This window comes from Vibrio sp. 1180_3 (assembly GCF_029478545.1).
In the GTDB taxonomy this organism is placed as follows: domain Bacteria; phylum Pseudomonadota; class Gammaproteobacteria; order Enterobacterales; family Vibrionaceae; genus Vibrio; species Vibrio aestuarianus.
This window is the reverse complement of record NZ_SJFM01000013.1, coordinates 102246-123116: the sequence shown is the minus strand read 5'-3', so window position 1 is coordinate 123116 and position 20871 is coordinate 102246. Positions and strand designations below refer to the sequence as shown.

15 protein-coding genes and 3 pseudogenes are annotated in these 20871 nt (G+C 42.3%); 6 read left to right on the top strand and 12 right to left on the bottom strand.

All coding sequences use genetic code 11. From position 1 onward, the window contains the following. Positions 1-174: 174 nt before the first annotated feature. The 4 genes and pseudogenes from EYW48_RS10345 to EYW48_RS10330 all read right to left on the bottom strand — a co-directional run. A complete protein-coding gene (locus EYW48_RS10345) occupies positions 175-612 on the bottom strand; it encodes a hypothetical protein (RefSeq protein ID WP_277432378.1) in 438 nt (145 codons plus the stop codon). Beyond that, on the bottom strand, positions 584-2698 hold the full coding sequence (locus EYW48_RS10340) for an integrase (protein WP_277432377.1): 2115 nt from the start codon (positions 2696-2698) through the stop codon (positions 584-586). Before EYW48_RS10340 ends, EYW48_RS10345 begins: the two co-directional genes overlap by 29 nt. 11 nt (positions 2699-2709) lie before the next feature. Beyond that, a pseudogene (locus tag EYW48_RS10335) lies at positions 2710-4323 on the bottom strand (hypothetical protein); the annotation flags it as partial. 34 nt (positions 4324-4357) lie between these two features. Next, positions 4358-4543 (bottom strand): annotated as a pseudogene (locus EYW48_RS10330) (transposase domain-containing protein); the annotation flags it as partial. A 147-nt stretch (positions 4544-4690) separates the two neighbouring features. Between EYW48_RS10330 and EYW48_RS10325 the strand changes: the two are divergent. The 4 genes and pseudogenes from EYW48_RS10325 to EYW48_RS10310 form a co-directional block, all read left to right on the top strand. Beyond that, the gene (locus EYW48_RS10325; protein ID WP_277432376.1) at positions 4691-5938 is read left to right on the top strand and encodes a tyrosine-type recombinase/integrase; all 1248 of its coding nucleotides are present in this window, start codon (positions 4691-4693) and stop codon (positions 5936-5938) included. Then, positions 5935-6873, top strand: coding sequence for a tyrosine-type recombinase/integrase (locus EYW48_RS10320; RefSeq protein WP_277432375.1), 939 nt, complete (start codon positions 5935-5937; stop codon positions 6871-6873). Before EYW48_RS10325 ends, EYW48_RS10320 begins: the two co-directional genes overlap by 4 nt. After that, positions 6870-7889, top strand: a complete 1020-nt coding sequence (locus EYW48_RS10315) for a tyrosine-type recombinase/integrase (RefSeq protein ID WP_274683814.1) — start codon at positions 6870-6872, stop codon at positions 7887-7889. The genes EYW48_RS10320 and EYW48_RS10315 overlap by 4 nt, the downstream gene beginning before the upstream one ends. A 130-nt stretch (positions 7890-8019) precedes the next feature. Continuing rightward, positions 8020-8205: pseudogene (locus EYW48_RS10310) on the top strand (transposase domain-containing protein); the annotation flags it as partial. A gap of 132 nt (positions 8206-8337) precedes the next feature. Here EYW48_RS10310 and EYW48_RS10305 read toward each other — a convergent pair. Continuing rightward, entirely contained in the window at positions 8338-9720 is a 1383-nt protein-coding gene (locus EYW48_RS10305) for a DEAD/DEAH box helicase family protein (RefSeq protein WP_277432374.1), read from the bottom strand. Further along, a complete protein-coding gene (locus EYW48_RS10300) occupies positions 9714-10244 on the bottom strand; it encodes a hypothetical protein (RefSeq protein ID WP_277432373.1) in 531 nt (176 codons plus the stop codon). The genes EYW48_RS10305 and EYW48_RS10300 overlap by 7 nt, the downstream gene beginning before the upstream one ends. Positions 10245-10346: 102 nt before the next feature. Between EYW48_RS10300 and EYW48_RS10295 the strand changes: the two genes are divergently transcribed. Then, the gene (locus EYW48_RS10295) at positions 10347-10667 is read left to right on the top strand and encodes a helix-turn-helix transcriptional regulator (RefSeq protein ID WP_277432372.1); all 321 of its coding nucleotides are present in this window, start codon (positions 10347-10349) and stop codon (positions 10665-10667) included. A gap of 20 nt (positions 10668-10687) precedes the next feature. Here the strand turns inward: EYW48_RS10295 and EYW48_RS10290 are convergent, their stop codons facing one another. The 6 genes from EYW48_RS10290 to EYW48_RS10265 all read right to left on the bottom strand — a co-directional run bounded on the left by EYW48_RS10290 (position 10688) and on the right by EYW48_RS10265 (position 18588). Beyond that, entirely contained in the window at positions 10688-11146 is a 459-nt protein-coding gene (locus EYW48_RS10290) for a hypothetical protein (RefSeq protein ID WP_277432371.1), read from the bottom strand. Further along, entirely contained in the window at positions 11143-13188 is a 2046-nt protein-coding gene (locus tag EYW48_RS10285; RefSeq protein WP_277432370.1) for a hypothetical protein, read from the bottom strand. Before EYW48_RS10285 ends, EYW48_RS10290 begins: the two co-directional genes overlap by 4 nt. A gap of 1 nt (position 13189) precedes the next feature. After that, the gene (locus EYW48_RS10280) at positions 13190-14932 is read right to left on the bottom strand and encodes a hypothetical protein (RefSeq protein ID WP_277432369.1); all 1743 of its coding nucleotides are present in this window, start codon (positions 14930-14932) and stop codon (positions 13190-13192) included. Continuing rightward, positions 14925-16244, bottom strand: coding sequence for a tyrosine-type recombinase/integrase (locus EYW48_RS10275; protein WP_277432368.1), 1320 nt, complete (start codon positions 16242-16244; stop codon positions 14925-14927). The genes EYW48_RS10280 and EYW48_RS10275 overlap by 8 nt, the downstream gene beginning before the upstream one ends. 95 nt (positions 16245-16339) lie before the next feature. After that, a complete protein-coding gene (gene gorA / locus EYW48_RS10270; protein ID WP_274681990.1) occupies positions 16340-17698 on the bottom strand; it encodes a glutathione-disulfide reductase in 1359 nt (452 codons plus the stop codon). A gap of 50 nt (positions 17699-17748) precedes the next feature. After that, a complete protein-coding gene (locus EYW48_RS10265) occupies positions 17749-18588 on the bottom strand; it encodes a 23S rRNA (adenine(2030)-N(6))-methyltransferase RlmJ (RefSeq protein WP_168524754.1) in 840 nt (279 codons plus the stop codon). 182 nt (positions 18589-18770) lie between these two features. Between EYW48_RS10265 and prlC the strand changes: the two genes are divergently transcribed. After that, entirely contained in the window at positions 18771-20813 is a 2043-nt protein-coding gene (gene prlC / locus EYW48_RS10260) for an oligopeptidase A (protein ID WP_277432367.1), read from the top strand. Positions 20814-20871: the final 58 nt, after the last annotated feature.

The following is a 20871-nucleotide window of genomic DNA, read 5'->3' as shown; positions in this document are numbered from 1 at the left end:
CGAAGGCGTCTTAATTGACTTAGCGGCTTCGCGAGCGAAGGCTTCTAAAGCTTTCTTGTCCATATTGCTTATCCTTAGCCATGACTGGCTTAATTATAAGCAGATACACAATTTAAATTACAGGCTCGCTCCTGCTCCTTCTCCAGCTTCTGCTGACGCAGAGTTTTGAGTTTGCTAATCGTCTGTTTTTTCTAATCGATGAATTTTATTTGCAGATTTAAGTTCTGCAACTTGATATTGATACTGCTGAATCATCAAAGCCAGTTGGTTATGCTGACTGGCCATTTCACTTAACTTCTCTTTATAATCTTCAGCTTGCTTGTAGTACTTTTCTTTCAATCGTTTTTCATTTGCTAAGCGCTCCCTAAGGTTTGCGATTTTTTCTTCATAGAGGTTCTGTTTTCTAGCTTTTGGTGAGTTCTGAATCGCCGCCTCTTTTATCGTCGAGACGATGTCTTTGTAGTAATATGCGGACCCATCACCTAACCCTGCTTCTTCTTCTACGGCTTTGACAGAAATTTTTCTATTTGGATCTATGCGTTCGGTTTGCCTACTTAGAATACGCTTTAGCGCATTTTCAAGCTCAACCCTCGTAATTTGGGACTTGCTCATACTGGTCGCTTCCTATGTCGAACTTTTCGAATGGAATTTTAAATCGGTGCAGTACTTTTTCTGCCGCTCTAATCTGTGTTATGAAATGAGAATACATCGAACTTGTTAATGTGCCGATAGCGTCCATATCTTTAACTTGTTGAGAGACCCAGGCATGACGCTTTTGCCAACTTTCAACTTGCTCTTGACCAATTAGTTGGTTTTCACAATTCATGCAGTTAGCAGGTGAGCTAATCTTATGCATCTGACACTCATACCCAGCCATACAATACGAGTGTAGGGTACCAACTAAAGTTAAGCGACCAGCTTTAACATGTTCATTGACTGCATCCCAAGTTCGGTATTTCTTATGCAGTGAAAGCCGGTTTTTGTTTATAGAGCCGGCCATGTTCCCCATGAGATTGTTTGATTCCTTTTCTTCATACCACTGATGAATTTTTTGAGTTGTTGATTCCTGAATGACATCGTTTAAAAAAGATTGGAGTTCAGTATCAATTTGTAATGCCTTAATCTTGCTTGCAAGTCCTCCTTCCCCATACCATTCAGAAGTTGGAAGATCTAAGTGTTTGAATTGTTGTTTTATAGCAATGTCATGACACAAGTTGTGTCTTTTGGAAAAAACGGCAAATGTTCGGCGAAGTTGATGGGTCGTCAGTGGCCATACGCAACCTTCAGCAATCCTTTCGTCAGCGTGATTTGGCTCTCTATTGGGGTTGATAACTTCAAACTCTATCAAGTCTTGAGCTGTAATCACGGCGCCAGCATCCTTACACAATCTGTTGAAATGGGTACGCATATTACCGTCTTGACGAATGATTGGCTTTTGAGCCTTTCTTCCTTGCCCTAACCATAAGCAGCTTGAGTCGTGGTTACTCATTGGGTCATCATCTTCTAGCAGCTGAATTCTCATATAGCGAGAAATAGCTTCTGCTAGCTCGACTGCTTTTTTTGCTAGGGGGGTCGTCACCCATTCGGCACTCTTCCCCGCACCTTGACTAAATTTATGCTGCTCGGACTGGAGCACGCTATAAGTACGCCCATATACTTCTTTTTCTTTATAACTGTTTGAGTGAAGGCAAAATAGCTCTGAACGGCGCATTCCTGTAAGTGCACCGCATACAATGTAGCAAGCAGTTTGTAATTCTATTACTTTTCCTTGAACTTTAACGGCGTGTCTTGGCAGCAATTGTGCGAGCTCTGAGTTTTCTAAGTGAGCTTGAAATATGCTTCGATAGCTAAAAGGCTGATGCTTATTAACTTCTACTCGATAATCTGGAGAATCTTTGTCTAGCCAGTGCCAAGTACCGATCTTAATTTTGTCATCAACCCTTCTCTTGCCTTCTTCGTAGTTTTGCCTCATATCATGTAATAGTTCATGCAAGGCCTCTTTGTGTGGGTGGTACTTTTCGACCAATCCAAAGCAATGGCTATAAATTTTTTCCATTAGACGAGTAGGTATAGCGTAAAATTGATTTTTACACTCTAACCTAGCTTTTCCTGTTATCTCTCTGGAAAAGGTGGTTTGTGTGTAACCTTCTGGAATTATGAGGTTTATTGGTAAGTATCTAGCTATTTTTTCTGCGTGCATTAGGGCGTTGAACAAGCCTTCTACTTGACCAACGCTATAACTTTGGTTTCGAACGAATATGCAAAATTGACTAAAAACCAAATTGGATGTTAGTGCCTCGATAGAGGCATAGCCTTCACTATCTAGAAACTTATATACGATACATAATTTTGAATAACGAGCGATGAGAGTCGAGGGTTTTATTACAGCGCCTTTTCTATGGTGGCCAGCGATATACAACCATGAAAAACAAATTAGCTTCATCTCTCGAGCCAAATCGTCATCGTCTATTTTTGAGAACACGATACTTTTTTTGTAGGTGATTCTCGCGTCAACATAAGCTTGAAAGTTCCACTCCTCGTCTCCCATTTGACTTCTAGTTGAGCCATCATAATTTTTGGTGACAGTGATCTTATCTAAGTCTCTGTATTTCTTGTCTGCATAGAGTTGAATGATTCTTTTGTATTCAGAGATGTTTTCTTGCAAGATATTTTTTGGTAGCTCAAAAAGTGGTGTCATGGGGTGTCCTCCTAAAAATCAATATTGATACCATCGGGCCAAATAGGATGACGGCCTTCATTTTGAAGCTTTTTCTCAGCTAGTCTTTTGACTTTAGGGTGAATTGTGAAGATTACGCGATTAATTGATTCTAGAAGATCGGAGTAATTATTAGAGAAATGCTGCTCGTTTAAATGATAAACCTTTGAGTCCTTGATTGATTCTCGATAACTTAACAGGCACCAGATATCTTCAACACTTTCAATGATCACTTGGTTCTTACAGTTAAAGCAATTATGGATATCTGAGCATGCTAAATGGTCAACGATGAAGTCTTTAGGGCTAAAGTGATTCCTTCTTCGGTATTTCTCGACATGCCCAGAAAAAACATTCTTACAGCCAGTACCAAGCACAGTCTTTTGGCCATTAGAGTCAGTGTACTTATGTAGAAATTCTTCATAAGGGAGAACCTCAATACCCAGCTCTTTTTTTGCGTGCTCTTTTGCTTGGTTAATATCAGAACACCTTGCAACTCCCTCTATTGTGTATGTAGCTGCCAATAATTGCCTGTCGTTTTCAATCCTGTTCCCTGAAGAGTAGTGTTTGTTGAGCGTTCGTGGAGTATTTCCCAATAAAAGTGAAGTTTCTACTGCGTTTCCCGTTTTTGCTAAGTACCGATAGCTCCCACTAGCCCGGAACCTTGATGCCGTTGGTTTTAGAGGTTTATTGTCATCGGTCATCAAGGAAAATGTTTGCTGCAGCCATTTTGAGAATGTTTGGATATGACCTTGTTGCAATGGTGCTACTTCCCCTGCTTTAACTTGATACAGCAGATGAGAGTCAGTCGATATTGACGCGCTAAGCTTAAGGAGTTGCTCAAAAAAACGCAGAGCTATCTTTGGAACATGGTAAGTGCCATTATCGCCAATTGAAACCGATACAAACTTATTTGCTCTGGGTTTCAATACACTTTGCTCAAACCAAGCTCCACCTTCATAAATTTTCTCTTTTGGCTTAGTCATGTTTAGGAGCACCGTTGTATTTCCCCATGTGTAATACGCGAGCAAGAAATAAGCAGCGCTGAAACACTTTGTAATGGGAGAAGCAATATCATGAGTAAACCCCTGGTACATGAAAGTGCCAACACGTTTATTGGTCGCAGCTTTCAGGTATTTCTGTGGTTCATCTAAGATTTGTTTTGATAGCTGGTTAAAAAAACGATATATGACTTTTACAAGAAGACTTAGCTCTTGATCAGAATAACCTTCAGTTGGATTGGGTTCAGAGCGAAACAGGGTGTAAGACGAAAACCAAGTTGAGCTGGGGTTTCCCAGTCTTTCTAAACATTTTTTTACACATGAAATCTGCTTTCTAGCGGAGTTCACATTCATTTTTTCAATTCTAACTTGTTCTATTAAATGCCTTTCTAAAGACTCAACAGCTTCCTGGCTCTCAGGTCGAAGGCTCTTTGAATCACAATAACGAACAAAGAGAGCAAAGTCTCGAAGGTAGCTTTGCTTGGTAAGATCTGAATATTCATTGGTATCATTAAAAAATCGATACCAACGTAAAACATCATCATCACGGTTTGCTGGCCTTGCTGATTCAAAGCTCCTTTTAAAGGCTACACCATGATAAAAAAAACGTATGCGCCCCATAATCCCACGGGGCGTTTTAATTTCAGTGTGAGACGTTCCAAGGCAGAAGAGAGTTAATATCAGGCTCTGGCTTTGCCAGTTCTTTCATACATTTGACCATGTAATCGTAGAGTATCAGTCCGTTCGCTTTCGCCGTCTCGATGATGCTATACAGCAAAGCACTCGCATCAGCACCAAGCGGATTCGTCGAGAATAACCAATTTTTTCTGTTATGTGGACATCCACATAACAGAAATTATGTTCACTCCAGCATTATGTAAACAATATCTCAGAAGCCTAACAATAGGCTGATTCTCAAGCAATCAATGTCAACATAATATGAATCGGGACATTTCAACAAACGATGGAGTTTCCCATGATTTCAGACTACATAAAATGTCCTAAATTGCTGTCAGCATCTGAGTGCCTGCCACAAACAGATATCAACACCTACCTCGAATATCTTGAGGCCAAGCATTATTCCAAGAGAACGATCAATAGTTACATCGGTTGTGTTATTCACTACTTTTCGTGGCAACGTAATGTAAATAAAGATCATTGGTTAGAAGTAGATAACAGTAAGATCGGAGAGTTTATTTCTCTTCATTTAAACAATTGTAAGTGTCCGCCTTCATTCCATAGAGGACGAAACTCATGCCGGGCTTCTCTTCGATTATGGTGCAGGCTCATAGTTGAAGTTGCATACCCGCCCACTTTATCACCAGAAGATGAGCTATTTAAAAAGTATGATGCCTATCTGGCGTCGGTTTCTGGTTTGGTAAAAGTAACACGAATAGCCCGATGTCGTTACGGACGAGAGTTGCTTAACTGGTTAAATCGAGCATGTGCACGGAATGTAACTGAGCTTACTCAGCAGGATGTTGCTACCTATGTCTATCAACGTTCAGTTAAGTTAACTCCTGGAACCATTACGGCCATGGTCAGTGCTCTGGGCTGTTTTGTCAGTTACTTATCTTCAACGGGCCAATGTTCGATTCCGCTACCAATTTATATTCCCAGACCCAAACCAATCTATGAGATCCCTGCATATCAGGCTCTTACCACCCAAGAAATAAAGTCAATATTACAAAGCTTTGACCTGAATACCTCGGTAGGAAAACGGGATTATTGCCTTGCACGTTGTATGACAGAGCTTGGATTACGAACCGATGATGCTGCAAGGATCAGTCTGGATAATATTGACTGGCGACATCAGGTGCTCACTCTAGACCCGGGTAAAAATCATCGACAGCACCGATTACCTATTCCTGATTTGTTGTTGGAAGCGATGGTTGACTATGTTCAAAACGGTCGACCTTCTACCACAGACAGAGCGTTGTTTGTATATCACAGAGCACCTTTAGGTCAGGCCGTAACCGTAGCGACGGTCAGAGGCGTGATCAGAAGAGCCTTTGTTCGCGCAGGGATTGCAGGAGACAGACACCAGGTACATCGTTTCCGACATACCATGGCAACCCGATTGCTGAGTTCCGGACAAACAATCAAATCCATCGCAGATGTTCTAGGGCATCAAAGTTATGAAGCCAGCAATAGATACACGCATGTCGATATCGACAACTTAAGTGATGTTGCCATGCCCTGGCCTCAGGGAGATGAAATATGAAATGGTTAGCAATTGTAGAACAATACCTACACTCTCGCAGAGATTTTGGCTATAAGCTGACGAGCGATGGTCAAATATTAAAAGCCTTTGCAATTTATGCTGAAGAGCAGAATGCCACTCTTCCATTAGATTTAAATTTAGTACAAAAATGGGCAGCACTTGCTCCATCAGGATCCGACATTGCGATAGCTCGTCGTATGGCAATGGTAAGAGTATTCAGTAAATATCTGCACCTCATTAACCCCACCTCTCCGGTTGTTCCCATTAAACTCATTGGCCGTACACATCGTAGATTACCCCCATTCATCTTTAATCAGAGTACCATCAGTGCCTGTATGGCCGCCGCTAGTGATTTATTGCCGGCGTATGGCATTAGGTCGCTAACATTACATACGATGCTGGGACTACTTGTGTCATCAGGACTTAGACCTGGAGAGGCGGTTCGACTGAACAAAGATGATTTTGATATAGCAAATGGCACTCTTACCATTACTCAGAGTAAAAACTGGCATCGGCGCATCGTGCCTTTAGATGGTACTACAGTCAGAATGCTCTGCGACTATTGCGCGGTTCGAGCATTATTTGAACCGCTAAAGCACGCTGATAGTTTATTTCTTATGGATAATGGCGAAGGGTTGAGTATCAAAGCCGCTGATCACGCCTTTAAGATCATCCGAGAAAAAGTCCATCTCGATCATAAAGTCAATGGCCGTTATCCTCGGCTATATGATTTCCGGCACACCTTTGTATGCAGGCGTATTCAGGCATGGTACGAGGCTGGTCAGGACGTCAATGCGTACATCCCCCAACTTAGCCGTTATCTGGGGCACAAGAAAATTCAGGACACCTACTGGTATATAACTGCAACACCTGAATTAATGCGCCTGGCCGCTAATCGATTTGGGAATTACTGTGATCAAGGAGATGATGTATGAAAATGACTCATCAAGCCACAGACCTAAGCGTTATGATCCAAAAATTTTTTGGTGACTATTTGCTGCAACAAAGACGACTGAGCCACAACACAGTTGCAGCTTACCGGGATAGCCTCAGGCTCTATCTTTTATTTTTGTCTGAAAGGCTGAAACGCCCGGTGGCACGATTGTGCTTAAGTGATATGGGTTACGACACCACCCTGTGTTTTTTACAAAGCCTTGAGGAGCAAAGGCATAATAGTGTGAGAACTCGTAATAACCGTTTGGCAGCCATAAAATCCTTCTTGAATTATGTTGCCACATACCTGCCTGAAACTATGCCGGAAGCATCTAAGGTACTGGCAATCCCACAAAAAAGTTGGGGGCGACCACTACTTGATTATCTTGAAAAGGAAGAAATGGAAGCACTTATTAATGCTACGGATATCAGGACGTGGAGCGGTGAAAGAGACCGAGTGATGCTTTTGGTTTTATATAATACAGGAGCAAGAGTGTCCGAGGTTACGCGACTTAAAGTTCAGGATATTGATCTGGAATATCAACATTCCGTACATTTTTTTGGAAAAGGGAGAAAAGAGCGAGTAGTCCCTCTTTGGTCTAACACCGTTAACAACTTGAAAAGCTGGCTGCTCAGGCTCCCCTCCAACCAGCATGGTAATTTCCCTTTGTTCCCCAATCGTTTTAGTGAGCATATGACACGTTCTGGTGTCAGGAAGCGACTGAAAGTTATCCAGTTTAAGGCAGCTAAAACGTGTCCATCACTCAGTAAAAAGAACATTACTCCGCACACGTTAAGGCATACGACGGCGATGCACCTATTACAGTCAGGTGTAGATTTATCTTTAATTGCGCTTTGGCTGGGGCACGAACGGATTGAAACAACCCACCAATATATGAATGCGAACTTGGAGATGAAAAAAACAGCATTAGCATCACTCGAACCTGTGAGCATAAAAAATGCTGGTAAACCGAAGGCTCTACCTGAGTCAGTCTTAGCGTACCTAGAGAGTCTGTGATTATGTAAACAACAAAGTTTCTGCTTCTGACATAATCCTTTGTTGGAAGCAGCATTACTCTGAATAAACAAAATATGTTTACATAATACCGGAATGAACATAATTGCGCTTATGTGGATGTCCACATAACAGAAAAAATTGGTTATTCTCGACGAATCCGCTTGGTGCTGAAGCGAGTGCTTTGCTGTATAGCATCATCGAGACGGCGAAAGCGAACGGACTGATACTCTACGATTACATGGTCAAATGTATGAAAGAACTGGCAAAGTCAGAGCCTGATATCAACTCACTGCTTCCTTGGAACTTCTCACACTAAAACGCCCCGTGGGATCATGGGGCGCATACAGTGTAGTTACGTTTATATGTTCATTGTGGTTTTGATAAATTAGATGTATCACATCCATGTGAACCAGCAGTGGAGAGTTTCTTCTTTAAAGCCTCGTCATGATTAGTTTTTTGTCAAAAATGCGGAAATAACACGTTGCTTAAAAACTCCTAGTAGCAATTCATCGAAGGTGCTGAGTGAGTAAGCAGGATCGGTACTACTTCTAGTTTTGTTACTCCATAATATTTTTGTACTGAGCTCCTCCTGTTCGTTCAGTATGCTTCCTTCATTTGAATTATGACCTAAATAATCTGATTTCAATTCAACGTGTTTCATCATCTTTGCAAACATACATGAATCAGGAATGTCTCGTTCAACCCGCTCTGCAAACGTTATTAGGCTTTGCTCTGCAAAAGTGAACAACCACGCTTGCTGATTCATAGAATCATTAACTCGAAGAATCCGTCCGAGTACCTGCCTAAAGTACAGCTCTGTTTTAACTGAACTCATGTGGCAACAAACTTGAAGGCGCGGAATATCAGTACCTTCACTGATCATTCCGACACTAACAATCCATTGAGTACTATTTTTGCGATAACGCTCAATTTCATCTAAAGGGTCTTCATGTCGGTAAGTCACGATTGAGACGGTTTGTGAGTACTTTTCAGAGAGTATCTTTTTAATGGTTTGAGCGTGGTAAACAGACGAAGCAACAACTAACCCACCGGCATTAGGGGAGTGGTGGCGTATCTCCGCGAGCTTTTTACAACCAAGATCAATCAAGTATTCCATTGCCTCTTGATTATGAATGATACTTTGGTACGAGGTTTTAGTCCGCTTAATCATCTCAAGTATTGATGAGAAAGATTCAACTTTCTCATCGCTAGTTACTGACAAATGTTCGTTATCAACCAATACGATTTTTGGGTTTCGACAGACATTATCAGCTATTGCCTGCTTTAACGTGTATTGGTAGTCAACCAACAGCTGCCCATCAGGGGTGTTATATTCCGCCATCACGATAGGTAAGGAGTCCGAACGCCAAGGAGTGCCTGACATCGCCAGAGTATAGGTAGCTAACTCTTGAACTTTGGTTAGCACTTGCTGGCCCCAAACATTCGCATTTTCAATCTCTGAACCTGAGCAATGGTGTATCTCATCAAAGACTAGGAACACTCGGTGGTTACGAAGTGTTTTCCAAAATTCATCATTAAGAAATTGAATTGATTGATATGTGAGTGACTGCCCAATAGAGCCTAGCCCACCATTGAACGTACAATTAAGGGCTTGTGAAAAGGTTCTTTTAATGCCATCAGAAACTGTTAATGATGGAGAGAAACACAATACAAGATCGACCAAGCCGTCTTCTAGCAAACTAGATGCAATAGTTGCGGCAAGTACCGTTTTTCCTGCTCCTGGGGTTGCTTGGCAGAAAAAGTGTTTTTGTCTTTCTTGATATTTGCGTAATGCTTTTTCCGAGCACTCTACTTGCCATTGCCTTAACATGGCTGGCAATCTTCTGAGAGTGTTTTGATAACATTCGTTAATCCATTCACCTTTCCAAGTAGGAGCGCTGAACGCTCTTTTGCTTGCTGTAACAATGGGGTTAACCTGCACTCAAGCTCTGGGAAGCGATACCTTAATGACTGGTATTCTTCAATTTCACCAAGCACGATCTCCAATTCACCTTTGTATTCATTACTTTCTCGAAGTAACACGGAATAATCCGGCGTGAGCTCTTTTATTGAAGTCTCACGTGTAGCTTTCTTCCTAGGCGCTACTTGAAGAGCTCTAAATTGTTCGGTTTGAAAGTATCTTTTGTTTCTTCCTTCACCTTCACTTCGCAACCATCCCCTTTGTTGATATTGCCATATTTGGCGATAAACCTTCTTCCGAGCTTCATCAAGGTTTTGCGTGCCACCTTTAATGTTTAATGAAGCGTCCCTCGCTTCCACAACAGAAAAACCATCCATTCTTTTTTCAATCAACAGCTTGTGCATTTCTGCACTGATTTTCGTAGAACGTTTCATGTACTGACTATATCACTCGAATGCTAAGGATTGCTTAGTATACAGAAATCAGTAAAACTAAGAAAATCTTAGTTATATAGAGCTTAGAGATATGAAGTATCAGTGTCGTTCAATAATCCGTTACCAACACGCCTCAAAGAAGCGCGTAAAAAAGCAAACCTCTCCCAGAAGGCTTTGGGAGTGCGTATAGGTATGGATGAAGGTTCTGCTAGTCCAAGAATGAATCAGTATGAGAAAGGGAAGCATACACCGGATGCTCAAACCTTGAAGTTAATTGCTGATGAGCTTGGAGTGCCATTGAGCTACTTTTTTTGTGAGGATGCTGACTCCGCAGAGCTTGCCTGTTTGATAGATAAGTTGAATGAGGTCGACAAGAAAAACCTTATCGACCATATTAAGAAAAAGCTTGATGGTATTGAGTAAGCTTTAGTATTCCTCAACGATTACTTAATCGAAACAACCTTGCTTCGCTTTAGTTGAGCTAACTCTTCACGTAATTGGGAGTTTTCAAACTCCAAATCTTCAATATGAGCCAACGCTTGAACCAGTTTGTCGTTAAGGTGGTGCTGTGCAGCTGCAAACAGTGCCAATTTCTCTCTCTCAGCCTCATATTTGGCCTTAAAGTTCTCCTTGATACGTTTCTGCTCATTCAACTTTGCACGTACTGTCTGGACCTCTGGCTGGATGATTTCGCCTTTGCCTGCTGCAATCTCGGCTTTAGTTTGCTTAACTTTCTCGACAAACTCAGGGTAGTAATAGCCGCTGCCATTACCTAAATTGGCTTCTTCCTCGACAGCCCTTACACTGAGTTTTCGGTGAGTAGGAATACGCTTGGACTTGCCTTGTTTAATACGTTCTAGGGCAGCCTCTAATGCTAGTCGTGTATTTTCGCTCTTACTCATGAGTTCGCTACCTTCAAATCAGCTTCAAAAGAAGTAAAGGGCATATCAAAGTCAGTCATAACATTTTCGGCAGCTCGCACTTGGGTGATGTAATGGCTGCGCTCACTCACCGAAATTTCTTCGCCTGACTCCATGTAAGCAACCAAACTGCTGTGTTTTTTCTGCCACCACTTAGCCTGTTGTTCGTCAATAATGCTGCTGCCAGAGCTGCAATCAACACAAAATTGGGGAGCAACGACACCATCCATATCGCAATCATACCCGCTCTTACAATAACTGTGCAGTGAGCCATGAAGCGTGAGCTTACCATCCTTAACGGCCTTGTATATCACATCCCATGAACTATAGATGGTCGGTACATCACCTCGCATTTTCATGATCGCTTTACCATGGGAACCTGATAGCGTTTCATCTGAGTGCCATTGACTAAAAATCTTATTAGCGGTAGTTTCTGCGTTAACTTCATCAAGTGCTTGCTGGATTTTATTATCAACGACTAAATCACGGAAGCTTGCCAACTTACCACCATTTGTGTACCACTCAGTCATTGCAAGGTAGAGATGTTTAAATTGTTGCTTGAGAGCGACAAGCGTACCTAAGCGATTTTTAATACAATAAAATGCTAAAGTTCTTCTGAATTGGTGGGAGGACATGTGCCAAGGTTGTCCAACGATAACAGTGGTTTTAACACGCTCTAGTGAACGAGGGTTGGACTCTAAACATTCTTGGTAGTCGGCCTCGGAAACTATGATATTAAAATGTCGACAAAATCGACTTAACCTATCTGGCCAATCTTTGATTAATTTAGGTGCTTGAGATCGCCATGTTCGATTTACCCAAAGTGAATCTGCGTATTTTTTATCTGGGTAAATTACTTCTTGCCGCCATTGCTTCGTAAGCGTAGTCATTAACTCTATAGCTTGCTTGGAGGCAGATGCAGTAACCCATGTCTCTCTTTTTTCACCGAGTTTAAAGGTGTGAGATTGCAACATGTGATATTCACGCCCTTCGAAGATATCAATGTAGTAACTGTTAGGAGTGAGTTTATCTAGTTCGGAATCTCTCATTCCACTGAACCCGCCACAAATGATGTAGCAAGAGGAAATCAATTGACCTAAATATCGCTTAAACTCAGTGCTTGTTGTTAATGGAATTGTTGGAAGTGTGTTTGCGAGTGGAGTGATAATGTCTTTGGCCTCATTGGGCTGATTATCTAGTATCGCTAGTGCATGCTTGTGATTATCAACTCGACCATTCTCCTTTTTAAACGTATAGGTATGGCCCTGTTCAAGTTTTTCATTCAGGATTCGCTTACCTTCAAGATAATTGTCCTGAAGAGCTCTTTCTGTATCTGCAATTAGTTGTTTGTGGGGAATAGCATTGTGAACTAATTCAATAGCTTTACCATAAAGATCATCACATAAATGTTCTGGTATAACAAGGAGTTGTTGTTTTTCTTTACCACTAAGTTTTCGTGATAATATGTGTGATTCAAATATGTTTAAGCCTAGATCAAGCTTGTGCCAAGCCCCCAACCTTATAGCTGCATTAATTGATACAAAGGTGAGAGTGATAGTAGTCTCGGCGAGATTTTTATTTTGTAAATATGATTCAAATCTTATGTAGAATCTTGAACTAGCAAGTTCTTTTAAAGATTTTAGATTATTTTTTGCCAGAAAACGATACGTGCGTTTCATGCACTTTAGCTGAGATTCAGCACCAGTGAAACGAAGGGCCCTTCTTCCTTGTGGACTTTTATTAAATAGCCAACCATAGGCAATTAGCTTAAGTTCTCGCTGTAGTTCGGGATGATTATTAAATTCCTCAAAGTTGAATGAGTGCTTTTCTTTACTTCGAGCAAATGGCATCAAGTACCAGTTGTTTTGACCAAATGTAGCAGTGACGTTCCCATCGGTGTCTTTGCACACAACTACTGAATTTAATTCATCAAATAGTCTTTCATGGAATAGCGATACGATATCGACATCTATGATCTTATGTTCTTGAGGGAAGTCAGTTAAATACAATTTTGACGTATCCATACTATTGTTCCTTTTTTGCTATTCGTGGAATTAAACCAATAATTAACTCGCTGTCGTTCCATGAAGGGTGGCTACCATCATTGTTTAATTTGGACTCGGCTTGTCTTAGAATGGTGCTGCTGATATTTGGAAGGATCTTTTTATCGATAAATGATAGAACCGTTTCAAAGTTGTTTCGGTAGTGATGTGCATCTAAGTGAAAATATAAAGATTCTTCGATGCAAGCCTTGAATGATAGTAAGCACCAGATATCACTTATTGATTGGACAATAACTTGTTCTTGGCAACCAAAACACTTGAGTAAATCAGCGCAAGCTAGTTTCTCACCATCTTTCAGCAACCGTTGTTTTTGAGCTTTTCTGGTGTATTTCTTTGATTGCTCACCAAATGGGTGTGCGCAGCTACTACCGTTTGCAGTCCGACTTAATTCGGGAAAGTTCACTTTGTTTTCTGCTTCAATAACCAAAACATCTATACCTAAGTTTCTCTGGGCTTGTTTAGTGTCTGTATTGTTTTGAATTTGCTCTTGTCGTATCGACATCGCATCTTGCAACATCCCATTGTTAGTGTGTTTGTTTCCCTTACTGTAATGTTTGTGACGGGTTCTAGGTGTATTGTTCAGCATTAAGCTAGTAACCATTTCACCTTGGTGGAAAGCGGTTAATTGAGATCCTGTTTCACGGAACCGGCTGATTACAGGGCGTAAACGTCTGCCAGTTTGATCTATGAAAGTAAAGTGTTGCTCTGTCCATTTAAATAGATGGCTCACTACTCCAATATTTAAAGGTTTAGCCTCTTTGTTTACAACTGTTTGAAGTAGCGTTGCACTTTCGCTCTTATTTATGATCCTTGAGGCATTTAGTAACTTGTCAAAAAAAACCATCGCATATTTCGGGACATCAAGCTCATGCTCACCCATTTCAACGTGAATAGTTTTAAACGCTCGACGCTTAAAAGCAGGCATGGTGTACCAAACTTCACCGACCGAGGTAGATGCGTTTTGAGGTTGCTTTAGCTGGAATAAATCGCTTGTATTAGCGTAAGTGTAATAAGCGAGTAGGTAGGTAGCTGCACTCATCATTTTAGATATGCCAGCATATAATGGGTGGCTTTTATCCTTCCATTCAAAAACCATCGTTGGTGCTAGCTTATGAGCATTTAGATGCTTATCTGTATCTGCGATAAACTGCGAATAAGTTTGGTTAAACAAACGTCTCAAGAATGGAAGTAACTTGTTTAGGTCACTTCGAGTATAGGCTTCAAATGGTTCTGCGTCTTTTTTATCCATTACAGTAATGTTGTCAAAGTGTTGGCTTGACATATCAAGGTAATCCTGAAAAATAATCACCATACGTGAGCGAATTAGTCCATAGGTCGTTTGTTTGAGTGCACCGAGTAATACTCGAGTTTGTTGGTGGGTCATATAGCTTTCTAATGATGCTTTAGTAAATGCAATAGCTCTGGATTTATCGCACCACCTTAGATAGCTCGACATATCATTAAAGTATGAATAGAGCGTACTATGGCTGAAGCCTTCTTTAATTTTTTCTTCAAAGCGAGATTTTATTTGCAGGATAAAACTTTCTCGCTGGGCATCTTGAAATGAAATACCGTGCTGAAGCTGCTTAGAGGAAGGTGTACCTTTAAAAAGTAAACGGTTGAAATCTGCACGACAGTTGCCGTTCGCAACCAATTGAATGCATAGCTCTGGCTTCCAATGACTTACAGATATACCGTTACTCATCGTTACCACCTAGCGCTTCGTGCATGATGCTATCTAGAATGCCAAATTTCACTTTAAATGCTTCTTTGCGTTGAAGATAATGTACATACTTCCAAGTAGTGTAGTCGCTTCTATGTCCCATCCAACCCATGAGGAGTCCGATACATTCTGAAGCAGACAGTCCAGCTTCAAGTAAGTCACTTAATCGGTACGTTGCATACGTTGAGCGCAAATCATGGAAGCGATGGGTAAAGGAAGGGCAGGTTTTCTTAATGGACGTTCTAAATTCCGTCCATCTTGCTTCTATAGATTTAGCGGTCACAGGATTACCTTGCTCACTCACAAAAAGAGGTTCATGACGCTCACATAGCCCAAGCCTTTCGACGACCTCTTTCTTGGTAGAGGGCTTATTTTCGGGCAATGATTCAAATTTGGCATTGAGCTTGTTTGCCCGTTTGATTCTACGTTCAGAAGATCGGTATTCATTCAGTGTGCTTAATAGCTCTGATGAGATTTCTACTCGCCTTTGTTTCGCGAATTTAGTCTGAACACCTGTTGATTGAGGTGACAATACTATTTCGTAACGATGTTCACTTTCAGCCAATGGTGTTGCTGTATCAAGGGCATTCAAGGATAGTGTTGCAACTTCTTGAATTCTCATCCCAGTATCAATAGAAATTAACACCTGCAATAGTAATTCTACGGATGCGTTAGGCAAGTGCAGTGTCAGAATGTTTAGCGATTCTCGCGAGAGCGGTGATAAAGGTCGAATGTTTTTACTGCTTGCATCCTTAGGTACTTTTATTCGCAAGTCACTCGTTTCAACGGTAAATGTTGGTGATATGTGAGCCAGCATGCCAGAGCTTTGAACTGAAACAAACTCCATTTTAAAGGGGGCTTCTTTCTCGTTCTTGATTTTTAAGTAACCATCATGCATTAACCACTTGTAGTAGTTAACAATCTGACTCATTCGCACGCTTGCTGTGCTGTGTGCTAATTCACCGCTATTGATTTTCTTTAACAGGTGAGAGCGAAAAAGATAAGTTGGTTTTAGTCTTTTGATAGGAGGGAATGAATCCCATACCAATCCTTTATCTTCAAGGAACTGGTAGTAAGCCTGTAATGCTTGAGCGCAGGGTGAAAGGTCTTTAGCTGCTTTGATGGCTTTCTGATAGAAGAGGTAGCTGTTCGCTTCGTGGTTAAATGAACCATCTTGATTGAATAGTGTAGGCAGTGAGCCAATATTTCCCTTAAGGGGAGAGCATTGGCAGGTGCTATCACTGACTAATAATTCTGTCTGTTTATAGACATTGCTTGATTGTATGAGGTACATAAATTCACCTAGAAAATCACTGACTATACATACAGCGTAGTCAGTGAATGATTATTTTCCAGATTTATTTATATGTGTAAGATGCTTTTCCTACACTAACCTGTCATGGTAACGAATTCTTCACTGCCGGTCGGGTGTATGGCAACCACTGAATCGAAATCCGCTTTAGTTGCGCCCATTTTCATGGCTACACCAAAACCTTGAATCATTTCATCAACGGCAAAGCCAATGCCGTGTAGTCCAACAACAGTCTCTTCTTCACCAGCACATACCAGCTTCATTTTACATGGCTGACGGTGCGAGGTCACAGCGGTGTACATAGCGGTAAAGCCAGAAGTATATACTTTCACATTGTCTTTGCCGTATTGCGCTTGTGCTTCTTCAGTCGTTAGACCGATAGTGCCGATAGGTGGATGGCTGAAGACAACGGTAGGGACCAGCTTGTAGTCCATTTTTGCGTTGGTTTTACCATTGAATAGACGTTCTGAAAGTTGACGACCTGCTTTGACTGCGACAGGTGTCAGCTCGATACCACCTTCCATGATATCGCCCACGCAGTAAATGCCAGGTACGTTGGTTGCTTGGAACTCATCCACTTTAATGTAGCCTTGCGCATTGGTTTCAACACCAGTTGCTGCAAGGTTGATAGCATCCGTTGCTGGATGGCGACCAATTGCCCAAATCAGCGTATCGACATTTTGGCTTTGACCATTTTCAAGGTGCAGAGTCAGGCTACCATCGGCTTCTTTTACCACTTCTTTTGGCACTGAATGAGTGTGTAGTGCTGGGCCTTCTGCCGCCATTACTTCGGTGAGTGTTTCGATGATCATCGGATCAAAGCTGCGCAGTGGGGACTCTTTACGTACATAAAGGTGCGTTTCTGTACCAAGCGCATTCAGTACGCCAGCAATTTCTACTGCTATGTAACCTGCACCAACCACAGCAACGCGTTTTGGTTGCTCTGCTAGGTCAAAGAAACCATTTGAATCAATGCCATGCTCCGCACCTGGAATGTTTGGAATCGATGGGCGGCCACCGACAGCAATCAAGATATGATCTGCAGTGTAATGTTGACCATTAACTTCAACGGTTTTCGCATCAACAAATTTAGCAAATCCACGAATGACTTCGACTTTATTGTTGCCTAACACGCGGTCATAAGATTGGTGAATGCGGCCAATATAAGCTTGGCGGCTTTCAACTAATTTGCTCCAGTTGAAGCCTTTTACATCGACATCAAAGCCGTAATCAGCGGCGTATAAATTCATCGCTTCCGCAACTTGAGCACCATGCCACATCACTTTCTTTGGTACACAACCTACGTTGACACAAGTACCGCCAAGGTCTTTGGCTTCTATCAGTGCGACTTTTGCGCCATACATAGCTGCACGGTTGGCCGAAGCGATACCGCCAGAACCACCACCGATACAGATATAATCAAAATGCGTTGCCATTACTTTCTCCGTTATTCTTTTAGAATTATTGTTTGATACATTGGGTCAGTTTATTCAGGTACAACCCATTCAACTTTAAAATGACCGGTTGCTGGCGCAATTGCTTGCTTAAGGAAAGGTAAAATTTCCTGCATCTGGCTTTCTAATTTCCATGGCGGGTTGATGACTATCATGCCAGAGGCCGTCATGCCACGCTCGTTGGTGTCGGGTGAAACGCCTAATTCAATTTGTAAGATTTTACGAATGCCGAGGCTTTCTAACCCTTCTAGCATGTCGTCGATGGTGTCGCGGTTAACAACTGGGTACCAAATCGCGTACACACCCGTCGCCCAGCGCTTATAACTTTTTGCAATCGCTTTAACCACATCACGGTACTCTGATGCTAATTCGTAAGGTGGGTCTATCAACACTAAGCCACGGCGCTCTTTCGGTGGCAAACTGCCCACGAGGCGTTGAAAGCCATCTTCTTTATAGATTGAAACCTGACGATCACGATGAAACTCTTGCTCAAGCAAAGGGTAGTCGCTTGGGTGTAATTCAGTCAGTACCATGCGATCGTTTACGCGTAAATGGGCTCGCGCTACACGCGGAGATCCTGGGTAATAACGTAGCTCATCACCCTCATTCAGTGCTTTAACAGCATCAAGATAGCTTTGAATATCTTGTGGAATGTCGTTTTGCGCCCATACTCGAGCGATACCTTGTTTGTATTCGCCGGTTTTTTCTGACCATTCGTGGGTTAAATCGTAGCGACCTACACCAGAGTGAGTATCATGGTAGACAAACGGTTTGTCTTTTTGCTGCAAAGCATTGAGGATAAGGCTTTGCACGATATGCTTTAACACATCAGCGTGGTTGCCAGCGTGAAAGCTGTGACGATAACTTAGCAAAATAGGCTCTCAAAACACTCAGCGTCGAGTGTGTTTAGTGGATCAGATTTATTGACTGATTATACGTCACTATTGAAAATTGCTGAACCTACCTATATTTACTATTTTAGACCAATGAAAAACAAAGAAGATGATAACCCCAATTCAGGCGGTTATCGTTTTTAAGCCAAAAGGAATGTTCTATGTCTAATCCACTTCTTACCTTTACGGATCTGCCTCCGTTTTCTGCCATTAAGCCGGAGCACGTAAAGCCAGCGGTTGAGAAAGCGATCAACGATTGTCGAGCAAAAATAGATCAACTGCTTGACGGCAATACTCACCCAACATGGGATAACCTCGTTGCACCAATTGAAGAAGTGGATGATTACTTAAGTCGTATTTGGTCGCCCGTGAGCCATCTCAATTCAGTGATGAACAGCGACGAGCTGCGTGATGCTTACGAAAGTTGCTTGCCACTTTTATCTGAATACGGCACATGGGTAGGGCAACACAAAGGGTTGTTTGAAGCGTATAAAAGCATTAAAGCCAGTGAGGAGTTTGCTTCGCTTTCTCAAGCACAGAAAAAGACCATTAGCGATGCGCTGCGTGACTTTGAACTGTCAGGCATTGGTTTGCCACTTGTCGAGCAAAAGCGCTATGGTGAAATCAGCAAACGTCAGTCTGAATTAGGGTCTAAGTTTTCCAACAACGTACTTGATGCCACCATGGGTTGGACTAAACACGTTACTGACGTCAACGAGTTGGCGGGCATGCCAGAATCTGCATTAGCAGCGGCGCAGGCGGCGGCTGAAGCGAAAGAGCTAGAAGGCTATCTTTTAACACTCGATATCCCGTCTTATCTACCTGTAATGACCTACTGTGATAACCAGGCGCTGCGTAAAGAACTTTACGAAGCCTACGTGACACGAGCTTCAGACCGCGGTCCAAATGCTGGCAAATGGGACAACAGTGAACTGATTGCCGAGAAGCTAAAGCTGCGCCACGAAATTGCCCGTATGCTCGGTTTTAGTACCTATAGCGAAAAATCGTTAGCCACTAAAATGGCGGAAACACCAGCGCAAGTGCTGGGCTTTTTGAATGACCTTGCCAGCAAAGTAAAACCACAAGGCGAGCGTGAAGTCGAAGAGCTGCGTCAGTTTGCGCACAGTGAATTTGGCGTGAGTGAGCTTGAGCTGTGGGATATCGCTTACTACAGCGAAAAACAGAAACAGCATTTGTTCCAAATTTCAGACGAAGAACTGCGCCCTTATTTTCCTGAATCGAAAGTGGTGAGTGGTCTATTTGAAGTGCTGAACCGAGTATTTGGCATGACGGTCAAAGAGCGTGAAGGTGTTGATACCTGGCACAAATCGGTGCGTTTTTTCGATATTTTTGATGCTGAAGGTGCGTTGCGTGGCAGTTTCTATCTCGACCTGTATGCGCGTGAACACAAACGTGGCGGTGCATGGATGGACGACTGTCGTGGCCGCCGTATTACCTTAAGTGGTGAGCTTCAAACGCCAGTCGCTTACCTAACGTGTAACTTTAATCGCCCAGTTGGTGATAAACCGGCACTCTTTACTCATGATGAAGTGGTGACGTTATTCCACGAATTTGGTCACGGCATCCACCACATGTTAACGCAAGTGACGGTTGGCGCTGTATCGGGGATTAATGGTGTGCCTTGGGATGCGGTCGAGCTACCAAGTCAGTTCCTAGAAAACTGGTGTTGGGAAGAAGAGGCGCTGGCGTTTATTTCCGGTCACTACGAAACGGGGGAACCGTTACCCAAAGAGATGCTCGATAAAATGCTCGCGGCGAAAAACTTCCAGTCGGCGATGTTTATTTTGCGTCAGCTTGAATTTGGATTGTTCGATTTCACGTTGCACACCGAGTACGACCCGGAAGTAGGACCACGGATTTTGGAAACGTTAGCGCAAGTGAAAGCAAAAGTGGCGGTGTTACCAAGCCTAGAATGGAATCGTTTCTCGCACAGCTTTAGCCATATTTTTGCTGGTGGTTACAGTGCTGGTTACTACAGCTATTTATGGGCAGAAGTGTTGTCGGCTGACGCATTCTCTCGCTTTGAAGAGGAAGGTATTTTCAATAAAGAGACGGGTAATAGCTTTCTAAAGAATATCTTGGAGATGGGCGGTAGTGAAGAGCCAATGGAGCTATTCAAACGCTTCCGTGGTCGTGAACCTCAAATCGATGCTTTACTGCGTCATGCTGGTATTGCTGCTTAATTAAGCCTAAGTCCGTTGATGGTATGGATGCAGAGTACTGCTATCCATACCATTCATC